A 21,783-nucleotide genomic window follows, 5' to 3' on the forward strand; every position below is an offset into this window, starting at 1 on the left:
AACATCGGCGCCCCACGCGGCGTTGTCGCCCCTGACATTGAGGGAGCCGACCATGAGCAATGACGACGCGCGCGACCAGGACCGCGTTTGGGACCTGATGAAGAAGATCGGCTTTGCGATGCTGGTCACCCGCGACGGTGACAGGCTGCGGGCACGGCCGATGAGCGCGTATCTCGCGCGCGGCGAGAACATGATCTATTTTCTCACTGACGCGCGGCATCACAAGGACGAGGAGATCGCGCGATCGCCGCAGGTCAATCTGTCGTTCGCGGACGCCGGCAACCAGAAGTACGTGTCGCTCACGGGTACGGCGGCCATTTCCAACGATCGCGGCAAGATCCGGGAGCTGTTCTCGACGCCGGCCAAGGCCTGGTGGGACAGCGCCGAGGATCCGAACATCCGCCTCTTGAAGATCACGCCCGACGACGCCGAATTCTGGGATTCGCCCGGCACGGTCGTGAGCTACGTCAAGATGGCGGCGGCCGCGGTGACAGGCACGCGTCCCGACCTCGGCGACAATCGAAAGGTCGCGATGTGATGCCGATCGAACCGCCAGAGATTCCGCCGGCGACGCCGGGCCGCCCGGTCGAACCGCCGCCGGAGGATCCCGTCGGCAATCCGCAGCCCGACATTCCGCCGCCGGTCTACGAACCCGATGCGCCGGAGTCGCCGCGCGAGCTGCCGGGGCAGACGCCGGACGAAATCCCCGGCCGGGGGCCGCTCGGTCCGACCACACCGAATCCGGCCACGGATTGACCGCGATTGGACGGTCATGATGATCGCCTGCCAGGGGCTTGGTCGCGGGCCGGTCCCGCAGCCCTGCGGCTGCGCCAAGCCCTTGAAAATCAAGGCTGAATAAAACCTGAATGGCGGCCCTGCGGGGGTGGCTTCGCGTCGAAATAAATCCCCCTGCGGATTTGAACTGCGCCACAATCCGGCCTAACGCATACTTGTTGATCTCTCCGTGCTTGAAAAAGATCGTTCCGGGAAAACAAGACACATGAGCAAACTTCGCGTCCTGCTGCTGGCGACGACTGCGCTGTCGGCGATGCAACTAATGAGCTCCGGCTCCCATGCGCAGGGGGCGCCGATGATCGTCGCCCAAGGCCCGGGCGGCGGCGAAGTCGGTCCAGACGGCCGGCCGAAACAGCAGCCGCAGGGGCAGCCGCAGCGACCTGGCCCAGGCGCGCCGCCACCGCATCAGGCTGCGCCTCCGCCGCCTCCCGCGCCGCCGCCGGCCGCTGCTCCACGCCCAGCGCCTCCACCGCCCGCGCCGCCACCGGCAGCGGCCCCGCGTCCCGCACCCCCTCCACCACCGCCTGCTCCGCCGCGGGCCGAGCCGCCGCGTCCGGCGCCCCCACCGCCCCCTCCGCCACGGGCCGAGCCACCACGTCCGGCTGCTCCGCCGCCGCCCCCACCGCCGCCGCGGGCTGAGCCGCCACATTCGGCACCGCCGCCTCCACGGGCTGAGCCGCCTGCACCTCCGCCGGCGCGTCCAGCGCCACCTGTTGCGGCTCCGCCGGTGCATACGCCACCGCCTCCAGCGCCTCCGCCGGGGCCGCCGCGTGAGCCGGCACGTCCTGCGACTCCGCCTGCGCCCCCGCCGACGGCTGCTCCCGCGCGTCCAACGCCGCCCACGCCGCCCGTAGCCACGCCCGCCCCGCCACCTCCGCCGAGTCCGGCACCGAACCTGCGGCCGGGAACGCCGCCGTCAGCCGTGACACCCCCGCCTTCGTCGCCAGCGGCCGGGAACGCGTCGCCGCCTGCGCACTCGCCGGCTCCGTCCGCGGCGCCGTCTCCGCAGCCGACGCCGGCTCCGACTCCTCCGGTTGGCCCCGGGCAGCGGCCGCCGACACAGCCAGGTGCCGGCGCCCCGCCGCCTGGTGCTCCCCAGGGAGCACCCCCGCCACGCGGCGCGCCGACGCCGCCGGCCGGAACCGTCGCGCCTGCTCCGGGAACTCCGCCGGCGCCACCCGCGCCTCCGGCCACCCAGACGCCGTCGCAGCAAGGCACGCCGCCCGCAGCCGGGAGCCCGCCCGGCGGACGTCCGGGGACGCCCCCAGGAGCCCCGGGTGGTCCGCCTCCGGCGGCAGGTCCTGGTGCTGCCGGACCCGGTCCGGGACCCGCCGGCGCGCCGCAGGCCGGTCCTGGCGCTGTGCCGCCCGCCGGCCCCCCGGCCATGTCCAATCGGCCGCCGCCGCAGGTCACTGCGCCCATCCCGGCGCCGCCGCCGCCGACGGCACAGCAGCTCACGCCGATCGCGCCCGGCGCGCCGTTGGCGGGGCCGCAGCGGCTGGACGATTTCCGCGGCCAGCGCCGCGAGGTCCAGGAGGGCGGTCGCACGCTGATCTACGAGCCGGGCCGCGTCATCGTGCGCGATCCGAGCGGTCAGGAGTTCGTGCGTCATGACGAGCTTGAGCGCTTCCGCTACGGCGCGCGGGATATCCGCGTCCAGCAGGAGCGGGGAGAGACGCGCACGGTGGTGATCCGTCCCGACGGTAGCCAGATCGTCACGATCACCGCGCCGGACGGCCGGCTGCTGCGCCGCATCCGCCGCGACATCGGTGGCCGCGAGATCATCATCATCGACAACACCTACCGCGATCCCCAGGCGGTCGGCGGCTTCTACGTCGACCTGCCGCCGCCGGAGATCCGCATCCCCTACAACCGCTACATCGTCGACGCGGATGAGGCCGAGCCGGATGTCATCTACGACACGCTGATCGCGCCGCCGGTGGAACGCGTCCAGCGCCGCTACTCGCTCGACGAGGTCCGCTACTCCCCATCGGTGCGACAGCTGATGCCGTCGATCGATCTCAACACGATTACCTTCGAGACCGGATCGTGGGAGATCAGTCCCGACCAGGTGGCGAAGCTGCAGGTCATCGCCGACGGCCTCAACCAGGCGATCCAGCGCAACCCGCGCGAGGTCTTCCTGATCGAGGGCCACACCGACGCGGTCGGCAACGACACCGACAATCTGTCGCTCTCGGATCGCCGAGCCGAGTCGGCCGCCACCTTGCTCACGCAGCAGTTCGGCGTGCCCGCCGAGAACCTGACCTCGCAGGGTTACGGCGCGCAGTACCTGAAGGAGCAGACGCAGGGGCCGAGCCGCATCAACCGCCGCGTCACGGTCCGCCGCATCACGCCGCTGCTCAATGGCGGCCAGGCCGCCCTGCCGCCGCCACCTCCGGGCGTCGCGCCGCCGCGGTGAGACGCGACTGAGCGAAAATGAAAATGGCCGGGAGCGATCCCGGCCATTTTTGTAAGCGGCAATCCGTTCCGTCCTGTTCGGTGTCGTCCCCGCGAACGCGGGGACCCATACTCACAGGATCCAGTTTTGCGATGGCTGGAGCCGCAGCCGGCTCTCACCGTGTCAGTCGGTGGATATGGGTCCCTGCGTTCGCAGGGACGACAGCGGTGGAGACGGCGCGGATTGCGCTCGACAGCTCCAACTCAGCCCTTGTCGTGGCCGAGCTGGAAGATCTGAGCGCCGTCCGCGCCCGACAGCAGCCCCGTGTCCGAATAGAGCTTCAGCTTGGAGCGGGTGTCGGTGATGTCGAGATTGCGCATCGTCAGCTGGCCGATGCGGTCGGCAGGCGTGAACGCGGCGTCCTCGACCTTCTCCATGCTCAGCCGCTCCGGCTGGTAGGTCAGATTGGGGCTCTCGGTGTTGAGGATCGAGTAGTCGTTGCCGCGGCGCAGCTCCAGGGTCACCTCACCGGTGACGGCGCGCGCCACCCAGCGCTGCGCGGTCTCGCGCAGCATCAGCGCCTGCGAATCGAACCACCGGCCCTGATAGAGCAGGCGACCGAGGCGCATGCCGCTGATGCGGTACTGCTCGATCGTATCCTCGTTGTGGATGCCAGTGACGAGCCGCTCATAGGCGATGTGCAGCAGCGCCATGCCCGGCGCCTCGTAGATGCCGCGGCTCTTGGCTTCGATGATGCGGTTCTCGATCTGGTCGCTCATGCCGAGACCATGACGGCCGCCGATCGCGTTCGCCTCCAGGAACAGCGCCACGGGATCGCTGAAGCTCTGGCCGTTCAGCGCGACCGGCTGACCCTCCTCGAAGCGGACCACGACCGTCTCCGGCTTCACCACGCAATCCTCGCGCCAGAACGGCACGCCCATGATCGGATTGACGATGCGGATGCCGCTGCTCAGGCTCTCGAGATCCTTGGCCTCGTGGGTGGCGCCGAGCAGATTGCTGTCGGTCGAATACGCCTTCTCGGCGCTCATCTTGTAGTCGAAGCCGTTGGCCGTGAGGAAGGCCGACATCTCGGCGCGGCCGCCGAGCTCGTCGATGAACTGCTGGTCGAGCCAGGGCTTGTAGATCTTGAGGCTCGGATTGGTCAGCAGGCCGTAGCGGTAGAAGCGCTCGATGTCGTTGCCCTTGTAGGTCGAGCCGTCGCCCCAGATGTTGACGCCATCCTCCTTCATCGCGGCGACCAGCATGGTGCCGGTGACGGCGCGGCCGAGCGGGGTGGTGTTGAAATAGGTGATGCCGCCGGTCGAGATGTGGAAGGCGCCCGACTGAATCGCGGCGATGCCCTCATGCACCAGCTGAGTGCGGCAATCCACGAGGCGCGCCTTCTCGGCCCCGAAGCTCACCGCCTTGCGCGGGATCTCGTCGTAGTCGGACTCGTCGGGTTGCCCGAGATTTGCCGTGTAGGCAAAGCAACGCGCGCCCTTCTGCTTCATCCAAAGCAGCGCGGCGCTGGTGTCGAGACCGCCGGAAAAGGCGATGCCGACCTTCTCGCCCTTGGGCAGGCTTTTCAGGATCGTGGTCATGGGAGAGTCCAACCGTGTTTGTGGCTGCGCCGTTCAGAAATTCGGGCGCGAATAACAGATTTTGCGTTGCTGGGCACGCCTTTAATGGCGACTGAGGGTGACCGGCCCGCGCTCAGGCTGCGGGGCTGGTATCCGCGGTACGGCGGCCGAACAGCCGGCGCATCAGGCGGAAGCCCGGCCAGCCGAAGCGGGTCAGGGCGGCGTCGATGCCGGCGTCGGTGAGGCGGGTGGACGGCCAGCGGTAGATGTAGCCGTGCAGCAGCCAGATCACGATGAAGGTGACGAGGCCGGCCGCGGCGATGTCGGTGAAGAAATGTCCGCCAAACGCCATCCGCAACACCGAGGTGGCGATGCCGAACAGGACGGCGGCGCCGTAGGCGACGGGCCGGATCGCGGGCGGCGTCAGCGCGGCCGGCGCCAGGGTCCAGAATGCGGTGGCTCCCTCTCCGGAGAAGAACGAGCAGTTGCGGCCGCAGCCGCCGCGCGGATCCCACCACGGCACGAACTGCATGTCGCCGCCGAACTCGGCCACGACAACCGGGCGCGGCCGGCCCCAATAGGATTTGAAGGTGAAGTTGGTGAGCACGCCGGCCGAGAGCGATAAGGTCAGCAGCAGGAACGCCACGGTGCGGCCCTTCACCAGCAGCGGCCGGTCGGGACGGACGAGCTTCACGACGAGCGCAACGATGGACGGCAGCGCGATGCCCCAGGCGACCCACATCGCGGCATCGCGCGCGAACGCAGCATAGCCGTCGAGCTTCACGGGGAAGCTGTGCGTGCGCGGATCGTAGAACAGCGCGGCCAGCTTGAGGTCGAGCTCGGGAAAGACGCCGAACAGCACGCCGATGACGAGCGCGAGCGACAATGCGATGAAGAGGCCGGTCCGGTTCATGGCGCGCGGTTTAGCGAAAGCGGATGGCGATGGAAAGGCCGGCGGCTCAACGTGGCGATCCCGACGGCAATGGCGGCGGTGGCGGCAGGCGCGGCGACGGCTCGCGCCAGCGGCCGGCGTTGCGGCCGGCAATCAGCCAATAGACCAGTCCGCCGACGATGCCGGCCCCGGTCAGGATCTCGAGATGGCGACGCACGATGCCCTCGAACCGGAAGGTCTCGGGATCGAACGGGACCAGGCCGAGATAGCAGGCTGCGCCGACCACGCCGCCGCCGATCGCGTAGGCGAGCACGCTGCGGATCGAGAAAGCCTCGGTGATCAGTGCGATCAGCAGCGCCGGGATCAGCGCGAAGCCCGACACGAAGATGAAGCCGAAGCCGATGATGACCTCGAACGCGCCCTGATCGATCGGGCCGTTGCCGAGATCGGAGAACTCCGGAAACAGGACCGCGGTCACCACGATCAGCCCCGCGAGGAAGCACGCGGCAAGAAACGCGAGCGCGATCACGACGAGACGACCGATCAGCGCCATGGCTTTAGACCCGTATTACCCAAGCGAGGCCCCGCTTTCTTCGCTCGTCATGGCCCGGCATGAGCCGGCCATCCATCTCTCGGTCGATGAATCGATGGCGCCCGGGTCAAGCCCGGGCATGACGATCTCGTTCGGAGATGCAGGCGCGATCAATCATCAATCCGTCATCGCCATCGCGCGCAGTGCCTGACGCTCCCGCGCGGACAGCTTCTCCGTCTCCGACTTCAACTGGCCGCAGGCGGCGAGGATGTCGCGGCCGCGCGGCGTGCGCACCGGCGACGAATAGCCCGCGTTGAAGACGTATTCCGAGAACTTCTCGATCTGCTCCCAGTCCGAGCACTCATACGCCGAGCCGGGCCAGGGATTGAACGGGATCAGGTTGATCTTGGCCGGAATGCCCTTCAGCAGCTTGACCAGCAGCCGGGCGTCGTCGAGCGAATCATTGACGCCCTTGAGCATCACATATTCGAAGGTGATGCGGCGCGCGTTGGATGCGCCGGGATAGTCGCGGCAGGCCTGCAGCAGCTCGGCAATCGGATATTTGCGGTTGAGCGGCACCAGCTCGTTGCGCAGTTCGTCGCGCACGGCGTGCAGTGAGATCGCCAGCATCACGCCGATCTCCTCGCCGGCGCGCTTGATGTTCGGCACCACGCCGGAGGTCGACAGCGTGATGCGGCGGCGGGAAATGCCGATGCCCTCGTTGTCCGAGACGATCAGCAGCGCGTCGCGCACCGCGTCGAAATTGTACAGCGGCTCGCCCATTCCCATCATGACGATGTTGGTGATGAGCCGGTTGCCGAGCGGGGTCTCGCGGTCGGCCCAGTCGTTCAGCCGGTCGCGCGCCACCATGACCTGGCCGACGATCTCGCCGGCCGTCAGGTTGCGCACCAGCCGCTGCGTGCCGGTGTGGCAGAACGAACAGTTGAGCGTGCAGCCGACCTGGGAGGAGACGCAGAGCGTGCCGCGATCGGTCTCGGGGATGTAGACGCACTCGACCTCGTGGGCCTTCTGCAGATTGTCGCCGCTCGGCAGCCGCAGCAGCCATTTGCGGGTGCCGTCGTTGGAGATCTGCTCGGCCACGACCTCGGGACGGTCGACCGTGAAATGTTCGGCCAGCGCGGTGCGTGTGTCCTTCGATACCGATGTCATCTCGTCGAACGACCTGGCGCCCCGGAAATAGATCCAGTGCCACAACTGCTGCACCCGCATCTTCTGCTGGCGCTCTGGCACTCCGACCTGGCCGAGCCTTGCTGCCAGCTCCGCGCGTGACAGGCCGATCAGCGAGGGCTTCGCCGGCGGGACGTAGGTTTCGAGCGGAGTCTTTTCGAGGGGCGCAGAGGAGTCGCGCAGCCCGGCAGTCGTTGCCATGTCGATGGGCCCAAAGTGCTGCCCGGCCGCGGCGGCCGAAGGCGTTCAGCGGGTTTATATAACGATCCGGCCGGCAAATGCGACCCGCCTGACGAGCGGTACCAGCGGCCGCCGTCTACCGGCGGCAATCCTGCGCGATGCGGTCGAGCGCCTGGGCGAGGCCCTTCAGTGAGAACACGTCGGTGGTCTCCGTGCCCTTGGCCGAGACGCCCTTGACCACGGCCTCGGGCGCCTTGCGCATGGCATCGACCATCCGCTCTTCCTCCGCGGCGTTCTTGATCCAAAGTCCGTCGCCCTGGGTATACATGGCATAGGAGGCTCCGCCGACCTCCACCGTGGCGTCGGATCCCGGCTTCAGCGCATAGCCGATCATGATCGAGACCTCGTTGAAGACCTTCTCGGAGGGCCGGGTCGACACGAAGGCATAGGCGGGATCGCGCGGACGGTTGGGCGGATTGGTCTTGGAGGATGTCGGCTTGGCCAGCGCGAAGCAGACCTTCTTGCCGCCGGGCATCGCGGTATAGGCGCCCCAGCCGCCGAACTGTCCGATCAGCGTCGGTTCCGCGCCGCCGATGTTGGGAACGGCCGGCTTCGATTCCGATTTCGGTGCGGCCTTCGGATGCGGAGCTGCGGCCTTTGGCGCGGCGCTCTGTGCCGCTACGAGGCTCGGAGCTCCGAACAGCAGCACGCCGCCGACCAGCGTTGTCAACAATCGCCCGAACAACATGATACGTTGAGTTCCCCCGCGACTTCGTTCCACCAATATTGTGACTGGAAAATGGCCCGGAATCGCTGACCGTGGTCGCGATGGATAGCGGCTAAATGCACCGCTTGCAAAGGCCGCAGAGCTGGATTGTCCGGCGCTCCGCGTCCCTGGCCCGGCGCCGCGCAGCTGCCGCGGCCTGATGATGATTGTGGCGCGGCGGCAAATCCGGCATGACGTTCCCAAAGCCGGACCTCGATCCGGCGCCAACGACCAAGGAGCGCCCATGAAAGCCATTCTCTGCTCGCAATTCTGTCAGCCCGACGATCTCGTCCTCACCGAGGTGCCAGATCCGGTGGCCGGTCCCGGCGAGGCCGTGATTGCGATCAAGGCGGCGGCGCTGAACTTCTTCGACATCCTGATGATCCAAGGCAAGTACCAGATCAAGCCGCCGTTCCCGTTCTCGCCGGGTGCGGAGGTCGCGGGTGTCATCGAGAGCGTCGGCGATGGCGTCACCGAACTGAAGGTCGGCGACCGTGTCGTTGCCTCCTGCGGCCACAACGGCGCGCGCGAAAAGATCGCGCTGCCGGCCGCCTCGATCGTCAAGATTCCGGACAATCTCGATTTCGATCGCGCCGCCGGCATCATCATCATCTACGGCACTGCGCTGCATGCGCTGGAGGATCGTGCCAGTCCGAAACCGGGCGAGACGCTGGCCGTGCTTGGCGCCGCCGGCGGCACCGGCCTGGCGGCTTGCGAGCTGGGCAAGCTGATGGGGTTGAAGGTCATCGCCTGCGCCTCTTCGGACGAGAAGCTCGAATTTGCCAGGCAGCACGGCGCGACGCTGACGTTGAACTACGCCAAGGAGGATCTCAAGGAGGGACTGCGGCGGCTCACCGACGGCAAGGGTGCCGACATCATCTTCGATCCCGTCGGAGGCGCCTACGCCGAGGCGGCGCTGCGTTCCATCGCGTGGGAGGGCCGGTTCCTGGTGATCGGCTTCGCGGCCGGCGACATCCCGAAGATGCCGCTGAACCTCGCGCTGCTGAAGGGCTGTGATATCCGCGGCGTGTTCTGGGGCGCCTGGACCCGACTCAACCCCGCCAAGAACCGCGCCAACCTCGAAAAGCTCGTGCAGTGGACCGCGGAGGGCAAGCTGTCGTCGCATGTCGACCGCACCTTCCCGCTGGCTCAGACCGCCGATGCCTTGAAGGTGCTGGCCGGCCGCCAGGCGATGGGCAAGGTGATCCTGCACCCCTGAGGACGTCGCGCAATGAAGGCCCCCGGGGGGCTGTACTCCCCGGGATAGCCTCGCCCTGATCCGTGCAACCAAACCGAGCAGAGCCCCGGCTGTTGTGCCGATGGAATGCTCGAGCCGGCCCGGCGTCGCTGTGACATCCGCGCGCTGCGCGGCGGTCGCAAATTTGTTCGGCGGTCTGCCGCGCCGGCGCCACGGATTCGCAACCGGAAGCAGAAAATCCGAAAACGAGCGTTTCTTGGTTAACGCAACCGCGCCACATTATGGCGTGGTTAATTCGAGGCTTTGCCGTTGTTATCACGACGTTTCTGGATTTGGTGCCGTGCGATGTCGCACGTGCGTTGCCACAATCAGATCAAAATGTTTCCAGAATCATGCCGGCTCTCGTCCACTTTTAGTCGGATTCAATTAGTCAATTAGTTGTCGGCAGTGGGGTGCCTCTGGCAATCGTGACGTGTCTCGAGCTTCTGACGGGCTTGGGACCAAAAGTATGTTGCGTGAAGTTGAGATGGGGATGAAGGCCATGGCTGAGCGGACGACGCGCGGGCGTTTCAACAACAGAACTCCTTCGGAGCCTGACTTCAGGCCTTTCCCCGACGAACTCCCTCAGGAGCGCCCCCCGAGCTATCGTTTCGGCCGGTCGACCCAGGACAACTATCCAAACGACGAATCGATGCCGATGTTCCTCTCTGAGTATGAGAGCGGCAACCAGATCGACAGCACGCATTTCGAGGACCAGTGGCCGGAGCGGGCCCGCCGCGTCTCGGTCTCGTCCCGGATTCTTCTCGCCGTGGTGGCTGCGGCCGGCGTCGCGGTGCTCTTCGCGCTTGTCACCTCGGATGCGACGCGCGACCTGATCGCCAGTGCCAAGGCTTCCATCATCGGCGCCACGCCGGACCCGACGGCCCCGCCGCAGGCCACCAACACGCAGCTCACCGCGCGCGACATGCAGCTGAACGAGCCGGCGCGACTGCCGCCCGCCGAGCCGCCGGCTGCGGCGGCGCCGGTGCAGACGGCAGCCGTGGCCCCGACGCGTGACGACATCGCCAACGCCTACCAGACAGCGCTGCAGAATCGCAGTGTGACGCAGCCCGCGCCGGTTGCAGCACCACCGAGCTTCGCCACGGCACCGTCCGCGCCGGCCCCGAGCGCGATGGAGCCATCCTCGATCAATTCGCCGGGCGCCGGATCGGCAATCGTCGCACCCGGCCTCGGCGCCGTGACCGCCGCTCCGCCGCCCGCGCAGGTCCGCCGGCTCGATCCCGACGAACTCGCGGGCATCATGAAACGCGCCAAGAGCCTGCTGGCCGCGGGCGACATCCCGCCGGCCCGACTGCTGCTGGAGCGCGCGGCCGAGGCGCAAGAACCGGCCGCGGCGCTGATGCTTGCGCAGACCTACGATCCCCACGTGCTGGGGACGAAGGACATCCGCAACATCAATGCCGATCCGGCTGCGGCTCGCAACTGGTACCGCCGCGCCGCCCAGCTCGGCTCGGCTGAAGCGCAGCGCAGGCTCGATCAACTGCAGAACTGAACGCTCGTGACGGCAGCGATGCCGCCTCGTTTCATTTTTTTGTTTCACGCGTGATTTTCGAGTCTGTTCATGGGCGATGCCAGGCGAGACTTGGCGCTGCCCGCGTTCCGGCTCGCAAACATGTGCCAGCCTTAGATCAAGGGGGACAGATGCGACGTCTTGTTGGAGCGGCCCTGGCCGCAATGATCATAGCGTGCGGTTTCGCTGCCCACGCCGAGGAAGGCGAGTTCGACCCCGCCAAGGTGAGCGACAGCCTCAAGGCGATCTTCCAGTTCGGCTCGGTGCAGACCAAGCAGGCGCTGAACGCCAACACGGTGACGCTCATCACCGGCACCATTGGCGGCACCTATGTGCAGTTCGGCGCCGATCTGGCCTCGCTGCTCGACGACGGCAACAATCTGCGCGTCCTGCCGATCGTCGGCCGCGGCTCGGTGCAGAGCGTGGCCGACATCCTGTTCCTGCAGGGCGTCGATCTCGGCGTCGTCCGCGCCGATACGCTCGACTACCTTGAGCGCAAGGGTTTCGCCAAGGACATCAAGCGGCAGTTCACCTACGTCACCAAGCTCTACAATGAAGAGATGCAGGTGATCGCGCCGCGCGCGGTGCGCAACCTGCGTGATCTCGAGGGCCGCCGCGTCAGCGTCGACCTGCCGAATGGCGGCACCTTCGTCACGGCGCTGACGGTGTTCGAGCGGCTTGGCCTGCGCGCCAACTTCGCCTACATCGAGCAGCGCATCGCGATGGAGAAGCTGAAGCGCGGCGAGCTCGATGCCGTCATCGTGGTCGGCGGCAAGCCCTACAAGTCGGTCTCGACCTTCGTGAACGACGGCCGCTTCCATCTCGTCAACGTCGACTACGATCGACCGCTGCAGACCGACTATCTGCCGGCGACCCTGACGGCGAAGGACTACCCGAACCTGATCGCCGAGGGCGAGAAGGTCGACACGATCGCGGTGCCGGCCGTGCTCGCCGCCTATAATTGGGCGCCGAACACCGACCGCTATCGCAAGCTCGCGACCTTCGTCGACGCCTTCTTCACCAAATTCCCGGCATTCCAGAATCCGCCGTTCCATCCGAAGTGGAAGGAGGTTTCGCTGTCGGCGCCGCTCGCCGGCTGGCAGCGGCTGCCGTCCGCCAGCAAATGGCTGGAGAGCCACGCCATGGAAGGCGCACAGCGCGACCGCTTCGATGACTTCCTGAAGCAGAGCAGCGCCGGCAGGGCGATGCCGAGCGAGGCCGACCGCGAGGCGCTGTTCAAGCAGTACCAGGCCTGGGAGGCCGAGAAGACCGGCAGCGCCCGCGCCCAGGCGCGCGGCCAGCGCTGAGCTCGTAGCGTTCGACGAAATCCCATCAAGAGAAAAGCCCCGCGGATGCGGGGCTTTTTGCTGTTGTGCCCTTCCGATGCGCTGACTGCGGGCGCCCGGCTTGCCGGCCGGAGCCGCCGTCAGCCGATATTCTCGCCGTCAGCGTTCTTGTCTGCCGCCAGCCGCGCGAGTACGGCGCGGGCTGCCGCATGATGGTCGGGCGTGATGTTCGAGGCGACCATGCGGATGGCGGTGGCGAGCACCGCCGCGTCGTCGGTGAAGCCGAGGATGGGCAACACGTCAGGCATGAAGTCGAACGGCACGACGAAGTAGGCGATGGCGCCGAGCAGGGCGACCTGTACGTGCCGGGGTGTCTCCTTGTCGAAGGCGCAATAATACGCTGCAAGCAGCTCCTCGGCGAATGGCAGCCGCGCGACAACCTTCTTGAACTTGATCCAGAAACGACGGCGAAGGGTCTCGCGATCCCGGGCCAGCCGCTCCGCGGGCTCGAAGCCAACGCTGTAGTCGGTCGCATCCGACATGATGTCCGATCTCCGGTTCCAGACGGCGCTGGGGGCGCGGTCCTCGCCCTCGGATGTGGTGATGGCGACGCCGGCCGCAAGGCGCGTGCCGTCGTCGCCAAGATCTCAGCCGCGCATCGTCGCGGCGATCGCATTCATCGCCTTGGCGAGCGCGATGTCGCGCATGGTCACGCCGCCTGCGTCATGGGTCGTGAGGACCACCTCGACGGTGCGGTAGACGTTGCGCCACTCGGGATGATGGTCAGCCTTTTCAGCGACCAGGGCGACGCGGGTCATGAAGCCGAAGGCTTCGTTGAAGTCTGTGAATGTGAACGTGCGGGCGATGGCCTCACGGCCCTGTGCCTCGGTCCAGCCGGGAAGCTCCCGCAAGGCGGTGGCGCGTGCCTCCGCCGACAATGGTTGCGGCATCTCGATCTCCTCTCGTGGTGCAATCGACCGGACACGCGGCGGCATCCGGGCGACTGCGGGGCTACCTCCGGCTGGATCGCGCCGGTGTCCGGTTGCCAAGACTAACCGAAAACGCATCCCGATCAGAGCCTTGTCACAGGCGCGATGCCGGAGGCGCTTGGAACTGCCCCGATCCTCCGGCGACTGGTGCGATGGTAACCATGACGCAGATGTCACCCCGGGCGGACAAGAAATTTGCTACAGTTCGGCTCTATTGAAGGACGACGTGGCCAGACGAAGCCGCCTGTGGCATCGCCCGGGCCTGGGACCACCGGAGGACGGGATCTGGTAGATACTCAGACCACGCCAGCGCAGCGCTCACGGATGCGCCCTGCCGTGTTCATCGTCATCGCCGGGATCCTCGCGGTCGTCGGCGCTTTGACGGGGGCCTACTATTTTGCGATGCGTCCCGTGGTGCTCAAGATCGCGGTCGGTCCGCCCAACAGCGACGACCTGAAGGTCGTCCAGGCCCTGACCCAGGCCTTTTCCCAGTCGCACGCCTCCGTCAGGCTGCGGCCGGTTCCGACCGAGGGCGCCGCACAGAGCGCGCAGGCGCTGGCCGCAGGCAAGGTTGATCTCGCGATCGTCCGGGGTGACCTCGAGGTCCCAAAGAACGCGCAGGCCGTGGCGACGCTGCGCAAGAACGTCGCCGTGCTCTGGGTGCCTCCGGGCGGCAAGGGCAAGGGTCGCAAGGGCGCCAAGATCACCAAGATCTCCCAGCTCGCGGGCCACAAGGTCGGCATCATCGGTCGGACCCCGGCGAACGCCAATTTGCTGAAGGTGATCCTGCATCAGTACGGCGTCGACGCCAGCAAGGTCGAGATCGTCCAAGTCCCGATCACCGAGGCCGCCGAAGCCGTGCGCAACCAGCGGGCGGACGTCTATCTTGCGGCCGGACCCATCAATAGCAAGATCACGGCGGATGCGATCGCCGCTGCCACCAAGGACGGCGGCACGCCGACCTTCCTGGCGATCGATTCGGCCGAAGCGATCGCGCAGAACCACCCCGAATATGAATCGACCGAAATTCCCGCCGGCGCGTTTGGCGGCTCGCCCGATCGTCCCGAGGACGAGGTGAAGACCATCAGCTTCAACCACCACATCGTGGCGCGCAAAGGCCTGTCGGATTCGACAGTGTCCGCGTTCACCCATCAGCTGTTTTCGGTGCGCCAGCAATTGCTGTCGGAGTTCCCGCTGGCTGCCAAGATCGAGACCCCCGACACCGACAAGGACGCCGCGATTCCGGCGCATCCCGGCGCGGCGGCGTTCATCAACGGCGAGGAGAAGACCTTCCTCGACCGCTACAGCGACTACATCTGGTGGGGCCTGATGGCGCTTTCGGCGATGGGTTCGGCCGGTGCGTGGTTCGCCGGCTATCTCAAGCGCGACGAACGCACCATCAACACCTCGCTGCGCGATCGTCTGCTGGAGATGATCACGATCGCGCGCAAGAGCGATTCGACCGAGGAGCTCGACCAGCTGCAGAGCGAGGCCGACGAGATCCTGCGCAACACGCTGACCTGCTTCGAGGACGGTGCAATCGAGCACGCGGCGTTGACCGCGTTCAACATCGCGCTCGAGCAGTTCCACAACGCGGTGGCCGATCGCAAGCTCATCCTGATGAGCATGCCCGCCAATCTGCAGCGAACCGGCGCGCAGTTGCGTGCCGCCGGCACCTGAGGGCGGACGATGTTCGCCCTGCGGCCGCGTCACGCGCTGTCCACGGCGCGATTGTAATTCCAGCGTCATCAATCTTTTCTAGGTCTGCCGGGCCGTGGCTCGCGCCGGCTCCCGCGCGCGATCCGACCAGGAGATCCGCATGACGCTTCGCATTCCTCGACCGCACACCGCCCTGTCCCGCCGCCGCTTCCTGTCGACGGCCGCCGCAGCCGGCGTCACGACGCTGGCGATGCCCTATCTGAGCCGCGCCGCCGACCGGCCGCAGATCACGCATGGCGTGCAGTCCGGCGACGTCGGCATGGATGGCGGCGTGGTCTGGGCGCGCGCCGACCGGCCGTCGCAGATGCTGGTCGAGGTGGCGACCACCGAATCGTTCAAGGACGCGCGTACGCTGCCTCCGATTGCCGCGCTTCCGGAAAGCGACTTCACGGCCAAGATGCTGATCGACGGCCTTCCGAGCGGCCAGGACATCTTCTACCGTGTCAAGTTCCGCGACCTGTCGCATACCGCGGTCGAAAGCGAGGCCGTGGCCGGCCGCTTCCGCACCGCGCCAGGCAACAAGCGCGACGTCTCGTTCGTCTGGGGCGGCGACGTGGCGGGGCAGGGCTGGGGCATCAATCCCGATGATGGCGGCATGTTCACCTTCTCGACGATGAAGAAGCACCGCCCGGACTTCTTCCTGCACTCCGGCGACACCATCTACGCCGACGGTCCGATCAAGTCCGAGGTGAAGCTGCCGGACAACAAGGTGTGGAAGAACCTCACCGTGGAAGAGAAGGCCAAGGTCGCCGAGACGCTCGACGAATTCCGTGCCGCCCACAAATACAATTTCCTCGACGAGAACGTTCGCGCCTTCAATGCCGAGGTGCCGATCTTCGTGCAGTGGGACGATCACGAGGTCACCAACAACTGGTCGGCCTCCAAGGAGCTGCCCGCCGCCTACAAGGAGCGCAACATCCAGTTGCTCGCGGCCCGCGCGGCGCGCGCCTTCCACGAGATGTATCCGATGCGCGAGAGCATCATCGAGCCGGGCCGAGTCTATCGCACCATCAACTATGGCCCGCATCTCGACGTGTTCGTGCTCGACGAGCGCAGCTACCGCGGCGCCAACGGTCCCAATCTCGAGGACGAGTATGGTCCGGCGTCCTACTTCATCGGGCCGGAGCAGATGCGCTGGTTGAAGCAGGCGCTGCTCAATTCCCGCGCGACTTGGAAGGTGATCGCCTCCGACATGCCGCTCAGCATCATCGTCTATGACGACGCGGCCAACAAGAAGGGCTCGGAAGCCATCGCCCAGGGTGACGGCCCGGCGCGCGGCCGCGAGCTCGAGATTGCCGAGATCCTGCGCTTCATCAAGACCGCGCCGATCCAGAACACGGTGTGGCTGACGGCGGACGTGCACTACGCGGCCGCGCATTATTACGATCCGAACAAAGCGCAGTTTCAGGACTTCGAGCCGTTCTGGGAGTTCGTCTCCGGTCCGCTGCATGCCGGCACGTTCGGTCCGAACGAGCTCGATAACACCTTCGGCCCCGAGGTGCGCTTCATCAAGGCGCCCGGCCTCGACAAGCAGAATCTGCCGCCGTCGGCCGGCATGCAGTTCTTCGGCCACGTCAAGATCGAAGGCGCCACGGGCCAGATGACCGTGACCCTGCGGGATCGCGCCGACGTCGCGCTGTGGTCGACCACGCTCGATCCGAAGCTGGGCTGAGGTCTCGTTGTTCGGCGGCAAGACGACCGCGTGCGGCGACGGCAACTAATCGCGTCGCCGCAGCGCCGCCTCCAGCGCCTCGGTCGGGCAAGGCTTCGGCAGCCGCGGCCGGTCGGCGAATGCGGGTGGCACGCGGTCGGCGCCATAGCCGGTCGAGAATGCGAAGGGAATGCCGAGCGCCGTCAGCCGCTCGGCAATCGCAAAGCTCTTTTCGCGGACCAGGCCGACATCGAGCAGCGCGAATTGCGGGACGCGCTCGGCGATCATGGCGAGCGCGGTTGCGACGTCGGCTGCGATCCTGATGTCGGGAACGCCGAGGTCGGTGATCGTGTCTTCCAGTCCGAGTGCAATGATGGGGTCGTCTTCGACGACCAGCACATGCTGATAGAACTCGGGCACGCCTGATTGCGAGCTGGTCATGGGATCTGCGGGTTCCAGGATGAGGGATGGACCCCGCGGCCGGCGCCTCCTCTCGAGCGCGCTGGCGGGTTCCTGGAACCAAGGCAGCATATCAGAGTTCCTGTGTCGGTGCACTTGTGAACACAAGGTGCACGGATCACGCACATGCGTTGCGCACGGGGATGACGATGCTGAGCCAAGGTGTGACCACGCTGAGCCGGGAGCGGCCCTACAACAACCTGCTGCGGCGGCTCAGTCCGGCCGACTACGCGCTGATCTCGCCGTATCTGGTGGAGGACGAGGCAACGCCGAACGAGCTGCTCTACAGTCCGGGTGACGACGTCCAGATCGTGCATTTTCCCTGCGGGCCGGCGCTGACGTCCTATCTCGTTCCCAATGAGGATGGCCGCGACGTCGAGACCATCCTGGTCGGCCGCGAGGGCGCCGTCGGCGGGATCGTCAGCGAAGGCTTCCTGCCGGCCTACACACGGATCGTCGTCAAGTTCGGCGGCCCGTTCGCACGGCTGCCGCTGTCCCGCCTGGCGGCCGCCAAGCTGCAATCCAAGACGCTGCGCAACGTGTTCGCGCGCTACGCCGATTGCATGCTGGCGCAGATGTTCCAGTCGACCGCCTGCAACGCAATCCATTCGATCGAGCAGCGGACGGCGAAGTGGATCGTGGCCGCGATGGACCGTACCGATGGCGAGCCGATCGTGCCGCTGACGCATGAGCAGCTGGCAACGCTGCTGGGCGTCGGCCGCAGCTACGTCAGCCGGGTTGTCCAGACCTTCAGGGCCGAGGGCATTCTCGAAACCCGCCGCGGCGCCTTCATGGTGCGGGACTTCGACGCGCTGAAGCGCCGCTCCTGCCTGTGCAACGAGGCCGTGAAGACCCATTTCGAAGAGGTCCTGCGCGGCGTCTATCCGACCGAGCAGGCCGCGGCGGGCTGAGCCTGCAGGCGCCATTGACGTCCCGCGTACAGACTCCAGCCAACCGCGTTGGCTGTCAGCGCTGGTCCTCGTGGGATTGCCGGTCGGAGTGGTTGATCTTGTCTTCTCCCGCGCCTCCCGGAGGCGCGTGGCGGCGGAGGCGTTAGCCAGCCGCTCGGAAACCGCTCCCCGTTCCTGAAAGCAGTCATTGTTTTTTGGCATTTTCTGCCTATATTGCGCCGCAACGCGTGAGGTCTGCCCGGTCGATTGGCCGGGCTTCCTATTTGGGGCTGCCGGCCCCTGCCGCCGAACGAGTTTCGCGAGCGCGCGTCGCAAAGCTAACAGCTTGATTCGACTATAACAAAGCGCGCGCCCCGCCGGGGACAGAGCACGGGCTCTTGAGAAAGCTTAGAAGACACCGACCATGAATCTTCGCAACATCGCCATCATCGCCCACGTCGACCACGGCAAGACCACCCTGGTTGACCGTCTCCTGCAGCAGTCGGGTACCTTCCGCGAGAACCAGAAGGTCGCCGAGCGCGCCATGGACTCGAACGATCTGGAGCGCGAGCGCGGCATCACCATCCTGGCCAAGGCCGCCTCGGTGCAGTGGAAGGACACCCGCATCAACATCGTCGACACTCCCGGCCACGCCGATTTCGGCGGCGAGGTCGAGCGCATCCTGAACATGGTGGACGGCGCCCTGGTGCTGGTCGACGCCGCCGAGGGCCCGCTGCCGCAGACCAAGTTCGTGGTCTCCAAGGCGCTCAAGGTCGGCCTCAAGCCGATCGTCGTCATCAACAAGGTCGACCGTCCTGACGCCCGTCCGACCGAGGTCATCAACGAGGTGTTCGACCTGTTCGCCGCGCTCGACGCGTCCGAGGAGCAGCTCGACTTCCCGATCCTGTACGGCTCGGCCAAGCAGGGCTGGATGGCCGAGAGCCCGGAAGGTCCGAAGGACGCCGGGATGCAGCCGCTGTTCGACCTGGTGCTGCGCCATGTGCCGGCGCCGTCGGTCGAAGAGGGGCCGTTCCGCATGATCGGCACCATCTTGGAGGCCAACAACTTCCTGGGTCGCATCATCACCGGCCGCATCACCTCGGGCAGCATCAAGCCCAACCAGGCCGTGAAGGTGCTGAACGCCGAGGGCAAGGTCGTCGAGCAGGGCCGTATTTCCAAGATTCTCGCGTTCCGCGGCATCGAGCGCGTGCCGCTCGACGAGGCCGAGGCCGGTGACATCGTCGCCATCGCGGGCCTGACCAAGGGCACCGTCGCCGACACGTTCTGCGATCCCTCGGTCGAGACTCCGCTCCCGGCGCAGCCGATCGACCCGCCAACCGTGTCGATGTCCTTCATCGTCAACAACTCGCCGCTGGCGGGCACCGAAGGCGACAAGGTCACGAGCCGCATGATCCGCGACCGCCTGCTGCGCGAGGCCGAGGGCAATGTCGCGCTGCGCGTCGTCGAATCCGCCGACAAGGACGCCATGGAAGTGTCGGGCCGCGGCGAATTGCAGCTCGCGATCCTGATCGAGACCATGCGCCGCGAAGGCTTCGAGCTGTCGGTGTCGCGTCCGCGCGTGGTGCTGCAGAAGGACGAGGCCACCGGCGCGTGGCTGGAGCCGATCGAGGAGGTTGTGATCGACGTCGACGAGGAGCATTCCGGCGTCGTCGTGCAGAAGATGAGCGAGCGCAAGTCCGAGATGATCGAGATGCGCCCCTCTGGCGGCAACCGCCTGCGGCTGGTGTTCTACGCGCCGACCCGCGGCCTGATCGGCTATCAGGGCGAGCTGCTCACGGACACCCGCGGCACCGCGATCATGAACCGCTTGTTCCACGGCTATGCCCCGTTCAAGGGCGAGATCGCCGGCCGCCGCAACGGCGTCTTGATCTCCAATGACCAGGGCGAGGCGGTGGCCTACGCGATGTTCAAGCTGGAGGACCGCGGCCCGATGATGATCGAGCCGGGCTGGAAGGTCTATCGCGGCATGATCGTCGGCGAGCACACCCGCGACAACGATCTCGAGATCAACGTGCTGAAGGGCAAGCAGCTCACCAACATCCGCACCACGTCGAAGGACGAGGCCGTCCGTCTGACGCCGCCGATCAAGATGACGCTGGAAAAGGCGCTCGCCTATATCGAGGACGACGAGCTGGTCGAGGTCACGCCGAAGTCGATCCGGCTGCGCAAGAAGCATCTCGATCCGAACGAGCGCAAGCGCGCCGAGAAGCAGAAGGAAGCGGTGGCGTAATTTCCGCCCTCCATTCTCAAATGCGTCATGGCCGGGCTTGTCCCGGCCATCCACGTTTTGGGGCTTGCGAGGACGACGTGGATGCCCGGCACAAGGCCGGGCATGACGACGGAGTTGGATAAGCCAATGTCTTTCCCATCCTCCATCGACATCGCCGTCATCGGCGCGGGTGCCGCGGGCCTCGGCGCGGCACATGCGCTGCAGGACAAGGGCGTCTCGTTCATCGTCCTGGAGGCCCGCGACCGCATCGGCGGCCGCGCTCACACCATCATGGCTTCGCCTGATGTCACCTTCGATCTCGGCTGCGGCTGGCTGCATTCGGCTGATCGCAACTCGTTCGTCGGCATTGCCGAGCAGCTTGCTTTCACTATCGACACCAGCCGGCCGCCCTGGCGCGATCAGGCCTATGAGGCGGCATTCCCGCGCGAAGAGCGCGAAGAATTCATCCGCGCGCTGGAGGCGTTCTTCATGCGTACCGCGGAGGCTGCCAGGAGCGGCCGCGATGCGCCGGCGAGCATCTGCCTCGAGCCCGGCAATCGCTGGAACGGCATGATCGACGCGATCTGCACCTATCTCAACGGCTGCGAGCTGGCGCAGATGTCGCTGCTCGACTTCGAGGCCTATGAGGACACCGAGCTGAACTGGCGGATTCGCCGCGGCTATGGCGCGCTGGTCGCCGCCTATGGCGGGGGCCTGCCGATCGCCATGAGCTGCAACGTGACCCTGATCGATCACGGCGACACGCGCATCCGCCTGACGACCTCACAGGGCACGCTGACGGCCGACAAGGTCATCGTCACCGTGCCGACCAGTCTCATGGCCGACGAAACGCTCCGCTTTTCGCCGGCCCTGCCGAGCAAGGTCGAAGCCGCCGCTGGCCTGCCGCTCGGTCTCGACAACAAGGTGACGCTGGCGCTCGACGGCTGGGAGCACCTGCCGAGGGATTCGGGCATGCGCGGCCGAAGCCACACCGCGCGGGTCGGCAGCTTCCAGCTGCGCCCGTTCGGCCAGCCCTGCATCGAAGGCTTTTATGGCGGCAGCTTCGCCCGCGACATCGAGGCGGCGGGCGAGGGGGCCTTGGCGGCGCAGGCGATCGACGACATCGCGGCCCTGCTCGGCAACGACATCCGCAACAGCCTCCGTCCGCTCGCCGAGTCCCGCTGGGGCGCCGACCCGTTCGCGCGCGGCGCCTATTCGCATGCACTGCCCGGACATGCCGACAAGCGCGCCGTGCTGGCCGCGCCGGTTGATGATCGGCTGTTCTTCGCCGGCGAGGCGACGCCCCCGGATTTCTTTTCGACCGCCCATGGCGCGCGTGACAGCGGCGAGCGCGCGGCGCGGGAAGCTCTGGCGTCATTAACCAGGCGCTAGTCCATCGATCGTCATTGCGAGCCCAGCGAAGCAGTCCAGACTGTCACCGCGGTGGGATTTCCGGGTCG

20 protein-coding genes are annotated in these 21,783 nt (G+C 66.8%); 12 read left to right on the forward strand and 8 right to left on the reverse strand.

Features of this window, described 5'->3' with window-relative positions; genetic code table 11:
• Positions 1-52: 52 nt before the first annotated feature.
• The 3 genes from ACQR1E_RS08545 to ACQR1E_RS08555 all read left to right on the forward strand — a co-directional run bounded on the left by ACQR1E_RS08545 (position 53) and on the right by ACQR1E_RS08555 (position 3,214).
• Entirely contained in the window at positions 53-538 is a 486-nt protein-coding gene (locus tag ACQR1E_RS08545) for a pyridoxamine 5'-phosphate oxidase family protein (protein ID WP_315825706.1), read from the forward strand.
• Complete coding sequence (locus tag ACQR1E_RS08550; RefSeq protein WP_434896910.1) at positions 538-756, forward strand: hypothetical protein; 219 nt, start codon at positions 538-540, stop codon at positions 754-756. Before ACQR1E_RS08545 ends, ACQR1E_RS08550 begins: the two co-directional genes overlap by 1 nt.
• Positions 757-1,000: 244 nt before the next feature.
• Positions 1,001-3,214, forward strand: coding sequence for an OmpA family protein (locus ACQR1E_RS08555; protein ID WP_316169992.1), 2,214 nt, complete (start codon positions 1,001-1,003; stop codon positions 3,212-3,214).
• Between the two features lie 242 nt (positions 3,215-3,456).
• On the opposite strand, the gene argG is transcribed toward ACQR1E_RS08555, so the two are convergent.
• The 3 genes from argG to ACQR1E_RS08570 all read right to left on the reverse strand — a co-directional run bounded on the left by argG (position 3,457) and on the right by ACQR1E_RS08570 (position 6,218).
• Positions 3,457-4,794: an argininosuccinate synthase gene (gene argG, locus ACQR1E_RS08560; RefSeq protein WP_316169991.1), complete on the reverse strand. Its 1,338-nt coding sequence runs from the start codon at positions 4,792-4,794 to the stop codon at positions 3,457-3,459.
• A 112-nt stretch (positions 4,795-4,906) separates the two neighbouring features.
• Positions 4,907-5,686: a phosphatase PAP2 family protein gene (locus ACQR1E_RS08565; protein ID WP_315825708.1), complete on the reverse strand. Its 780-nt coding sequence runs from the start codon at positions 5,684-5,686 to the stop codon at positions 4,907-4,909.
• Positions 5,687-5,732: 46 nt separating this feature from the next.
• On the reverse strand, positions 5,733-6,218 hold the full coding sequence (locus ACQR1E_RS08570) for a hypothetical protein (protein WP_315716758.1): 486 nt from the start codon (positions 6,216-6,218) through the stop codon (positions 5,733-5,735).
• Between ACQR1E_RS08570 and ACQR1E_RS08575 the strand changes: the two genes are divergently transcribed.
• Complete coding sequence (locus ACQR1E_RS08575) at positions 6,217-6,408, forward strand: hypothetical protein (RefSeq protein WP_316186429.1); 192 nt, start codon at positions 6,217-6,219, stop codon at positions 6,406-6,408. The two genes, ACQR1E_RS08570 and ACQR1E_RS08575, sit on opposite strands and share 2 nt — an antisense overlap.
• On the opposite strand, the gene rlmN is transcribed toward ACQR1E_RS08575, so the two are convergent.
• Positions 6,375-7,586: a 23S rRNA (adenine(2503)-C(2))-methyltransferase RlmN gene (rlmN, locus tag ACQR1E_RS08580; RefSeq protein WP_315750541.1), complete on the reverse strand. Its 1,212-nt coding sequence runs from the start codon at positions 7,584-7,586 to the stop codon at positions 6,375-6,377. The genes ACQR1E_RS08575 and rlmN overlap by 34 nt on opposite strands.
• A gap of 115 nt (positions 7,587-7,701) precedes the next feature.
• A complete protein-coding gene (locus tag ACQR1E_RS08585) occupies positions 7,702-8,313 on the reverse strand; it encodes an invasion associated locus B family protein (RefSeq protein WP_315716756.1) in 612 nt (203 codons plus the stop codon).
• A 262-nt stretch (positions 8,314-8,575) separates the two neighbouring features.
• Here ACQR1E_RS08585 and ACQR1E_RS08590 point away from each other — a divergent pair, with 262 nt between their 5' ends.
• The 3 genes from ACQR1E_RS08590 to ACQR1E_RS08600 all read left to right on the forward strand — a co-directional run bounded on the left by ACQR1E_RS08590 (position 8,576) and on the right by ACQR1E_RS08600 (position 12,406).
• Positions 8,576-9,550: an NADPH:quinone oxidoreductase family protein gene (locus ACQR1E_RS08590; protein ID WP_315750543.1), complete on the forward strand. Its 975-nt coding sequence runs from the start codon at positions 8,576-8,578 to the stop codon at positions 9,548-9,550.
• 520 nt (positions 9,551-10,070) lie between these two features.
• Positions 10,071-11,081, forward strand: a complete 1,011-nt coding sequence (locus ACQR1E_RS08595; protein ID WP_316173442.1) for a hypothetical protein — start codon at positions 10,071-10,073, stop codon at positions 11,079-11,081.
• 149 nt (positions 11,082-11,230) lie between these two features.
• Positions 11,231-12,406: a TAXI family TRAP transporter solute-binding subunit gene (locus tag ACQR1E_RS08600; protein WP_316201882.1), complete on the forward strand. Its 1,176-nt coding sequence runs from the start codon at positions 11,231-11,233 to the stop codon at positions 12,404-12,406.
• Positions 12,407-12,525: 119 nt separating this feature from the next.
• Here the strand turns inward: ACQR1E_RS08600 and ACQR1E_RS08605 are convergent, their stop codons facing one another.
• Together ACQR1E_RS08605 and ACQR1E_RS08610 are read right to left on the reverse strand one after the other, a co-directional pair.
• Positions 12,526-12,927, reverse strand: coding sequence for a YkvA family protein (locus tag ACQR1E_RS08605; protein WP_434896911.1), 402 nt, complete (start codon positions 12,925-12,927; stop codon positions 12,526-12,528).
• A 105-nt stretch (positions 12,928-13,032) separates the two neighbouring features.
• Positions 13,033-13,335, reverse strand: coding sequence for a 4a-hydroxytetrahydrobiopterin dehydratase (locus tag ACQR1E_RS08610; RefSeq protein ID WP_434896912.1), 303 nt, complete (start codon positions 13,333-13,335; stop codon positions 13,033-13,035).
• 375 nt (positions 13,336-13,710) lie between these two features.
• Between ACQR1E_RS08610 and ACQR1E_RS08615 the strand changes: the two genes are divergently transcribed.
• Together ACQR1E_RS08615 and ACQR1E_RS08620 are read left to right on the forward strand one after the other, a co-directional pair.
• A complete protein-coding gene (locus ACQR1E_RS08615; protein ID WP_315750546.1) occupies positions 13,711-15,054 on the forward strand; it encodes a TAXI family TRAP transporter solute-binding subunit in 1,344 nt (447 codons plus the stop codon).
• 139 nt (positions 15,055-15,193) lie between these two features.
• Positions 15,194-16,765, forward strand: coding sequence for an alkaline phosphatase D family protein (locus tag ACQR1E_RS08620; RefSeq protein WP_434896913.1), 1,572 nt, complete (start codon positions 15,194-15,196; stop codon positions 16,763-16,765).
• 45 nt (positions 16,766-16,810) lie between these two features.
• Here the strand turns inward: ACQR1E_RS08620 and ACQR1E_RS08625 are convergent, their stop codons facing one another.
• Positions 16,811-17,185: a response regulator gene (locus tag ACQR1E_RS08625; RefSeq protein WP_315750548.1), complete on the reverse strand. Its 375-nt coding sequence runs from the start codon at positions 17,183-17,185 to the stop codon at positions 16,811-16,813.
• 167 nt (positions 17,186-17,352) lie between these two features.
• On the opposite strand from ACQR1E_RS08625, the gene ACQR1E_RS08630 reads away from it, so the two are divergent.
• The 3 genes from ACQR1E_RS08630 (at position 17,353) to ACQR1E_RS08640 (ending at position 21,715) form a co-directional block, all read left to right on the forward strand.
• Entirely contained in the window at positions 17,353-18,114 is a 762-nt protein-coding gene (locus ACQR1E_RS08630) for a Crp/Fnr family transcriptional regulator (protein WP_315716746.1), read from the forward strand.
• Between the two features lie 403 nt (positions 18,115-18,517).
• Positions 18,518-20,344, forward strand: a complete 1,827-nt coding sequence (gene typA / locus ACQR1E_RS08635) for a translational GTPase TypA (protein ID WP_315716745.1) — start codon at positions 18,518-18,520, stop codon at positions 20,342-20,344.
• Between the two features lie 126 nt (positions 20,345-20,470).
• Complete coding sequence (locus ACQR1E_RS08640; RefSeq protein WP_316194674.1) at positions 20,471-21,715, forward strand: flavin monoamine oxidase family protein; 1,245 nt, start codon at positions 20,471-20,473, stop codon at positions 21,713-21,715.
• Positions 21,716-21,783 lie beyond the last annotated feature (68 nt).

Source organism: Bradyrhizobium sp. HKCCYLRH1030 (assembly GCF_051168395.1).
Lineage (GTDB): Bacteria > Pseudomonadota > Alphaproteobacteria > Rhizobiales > Xanthobacteraceae > Bradyrhizobium.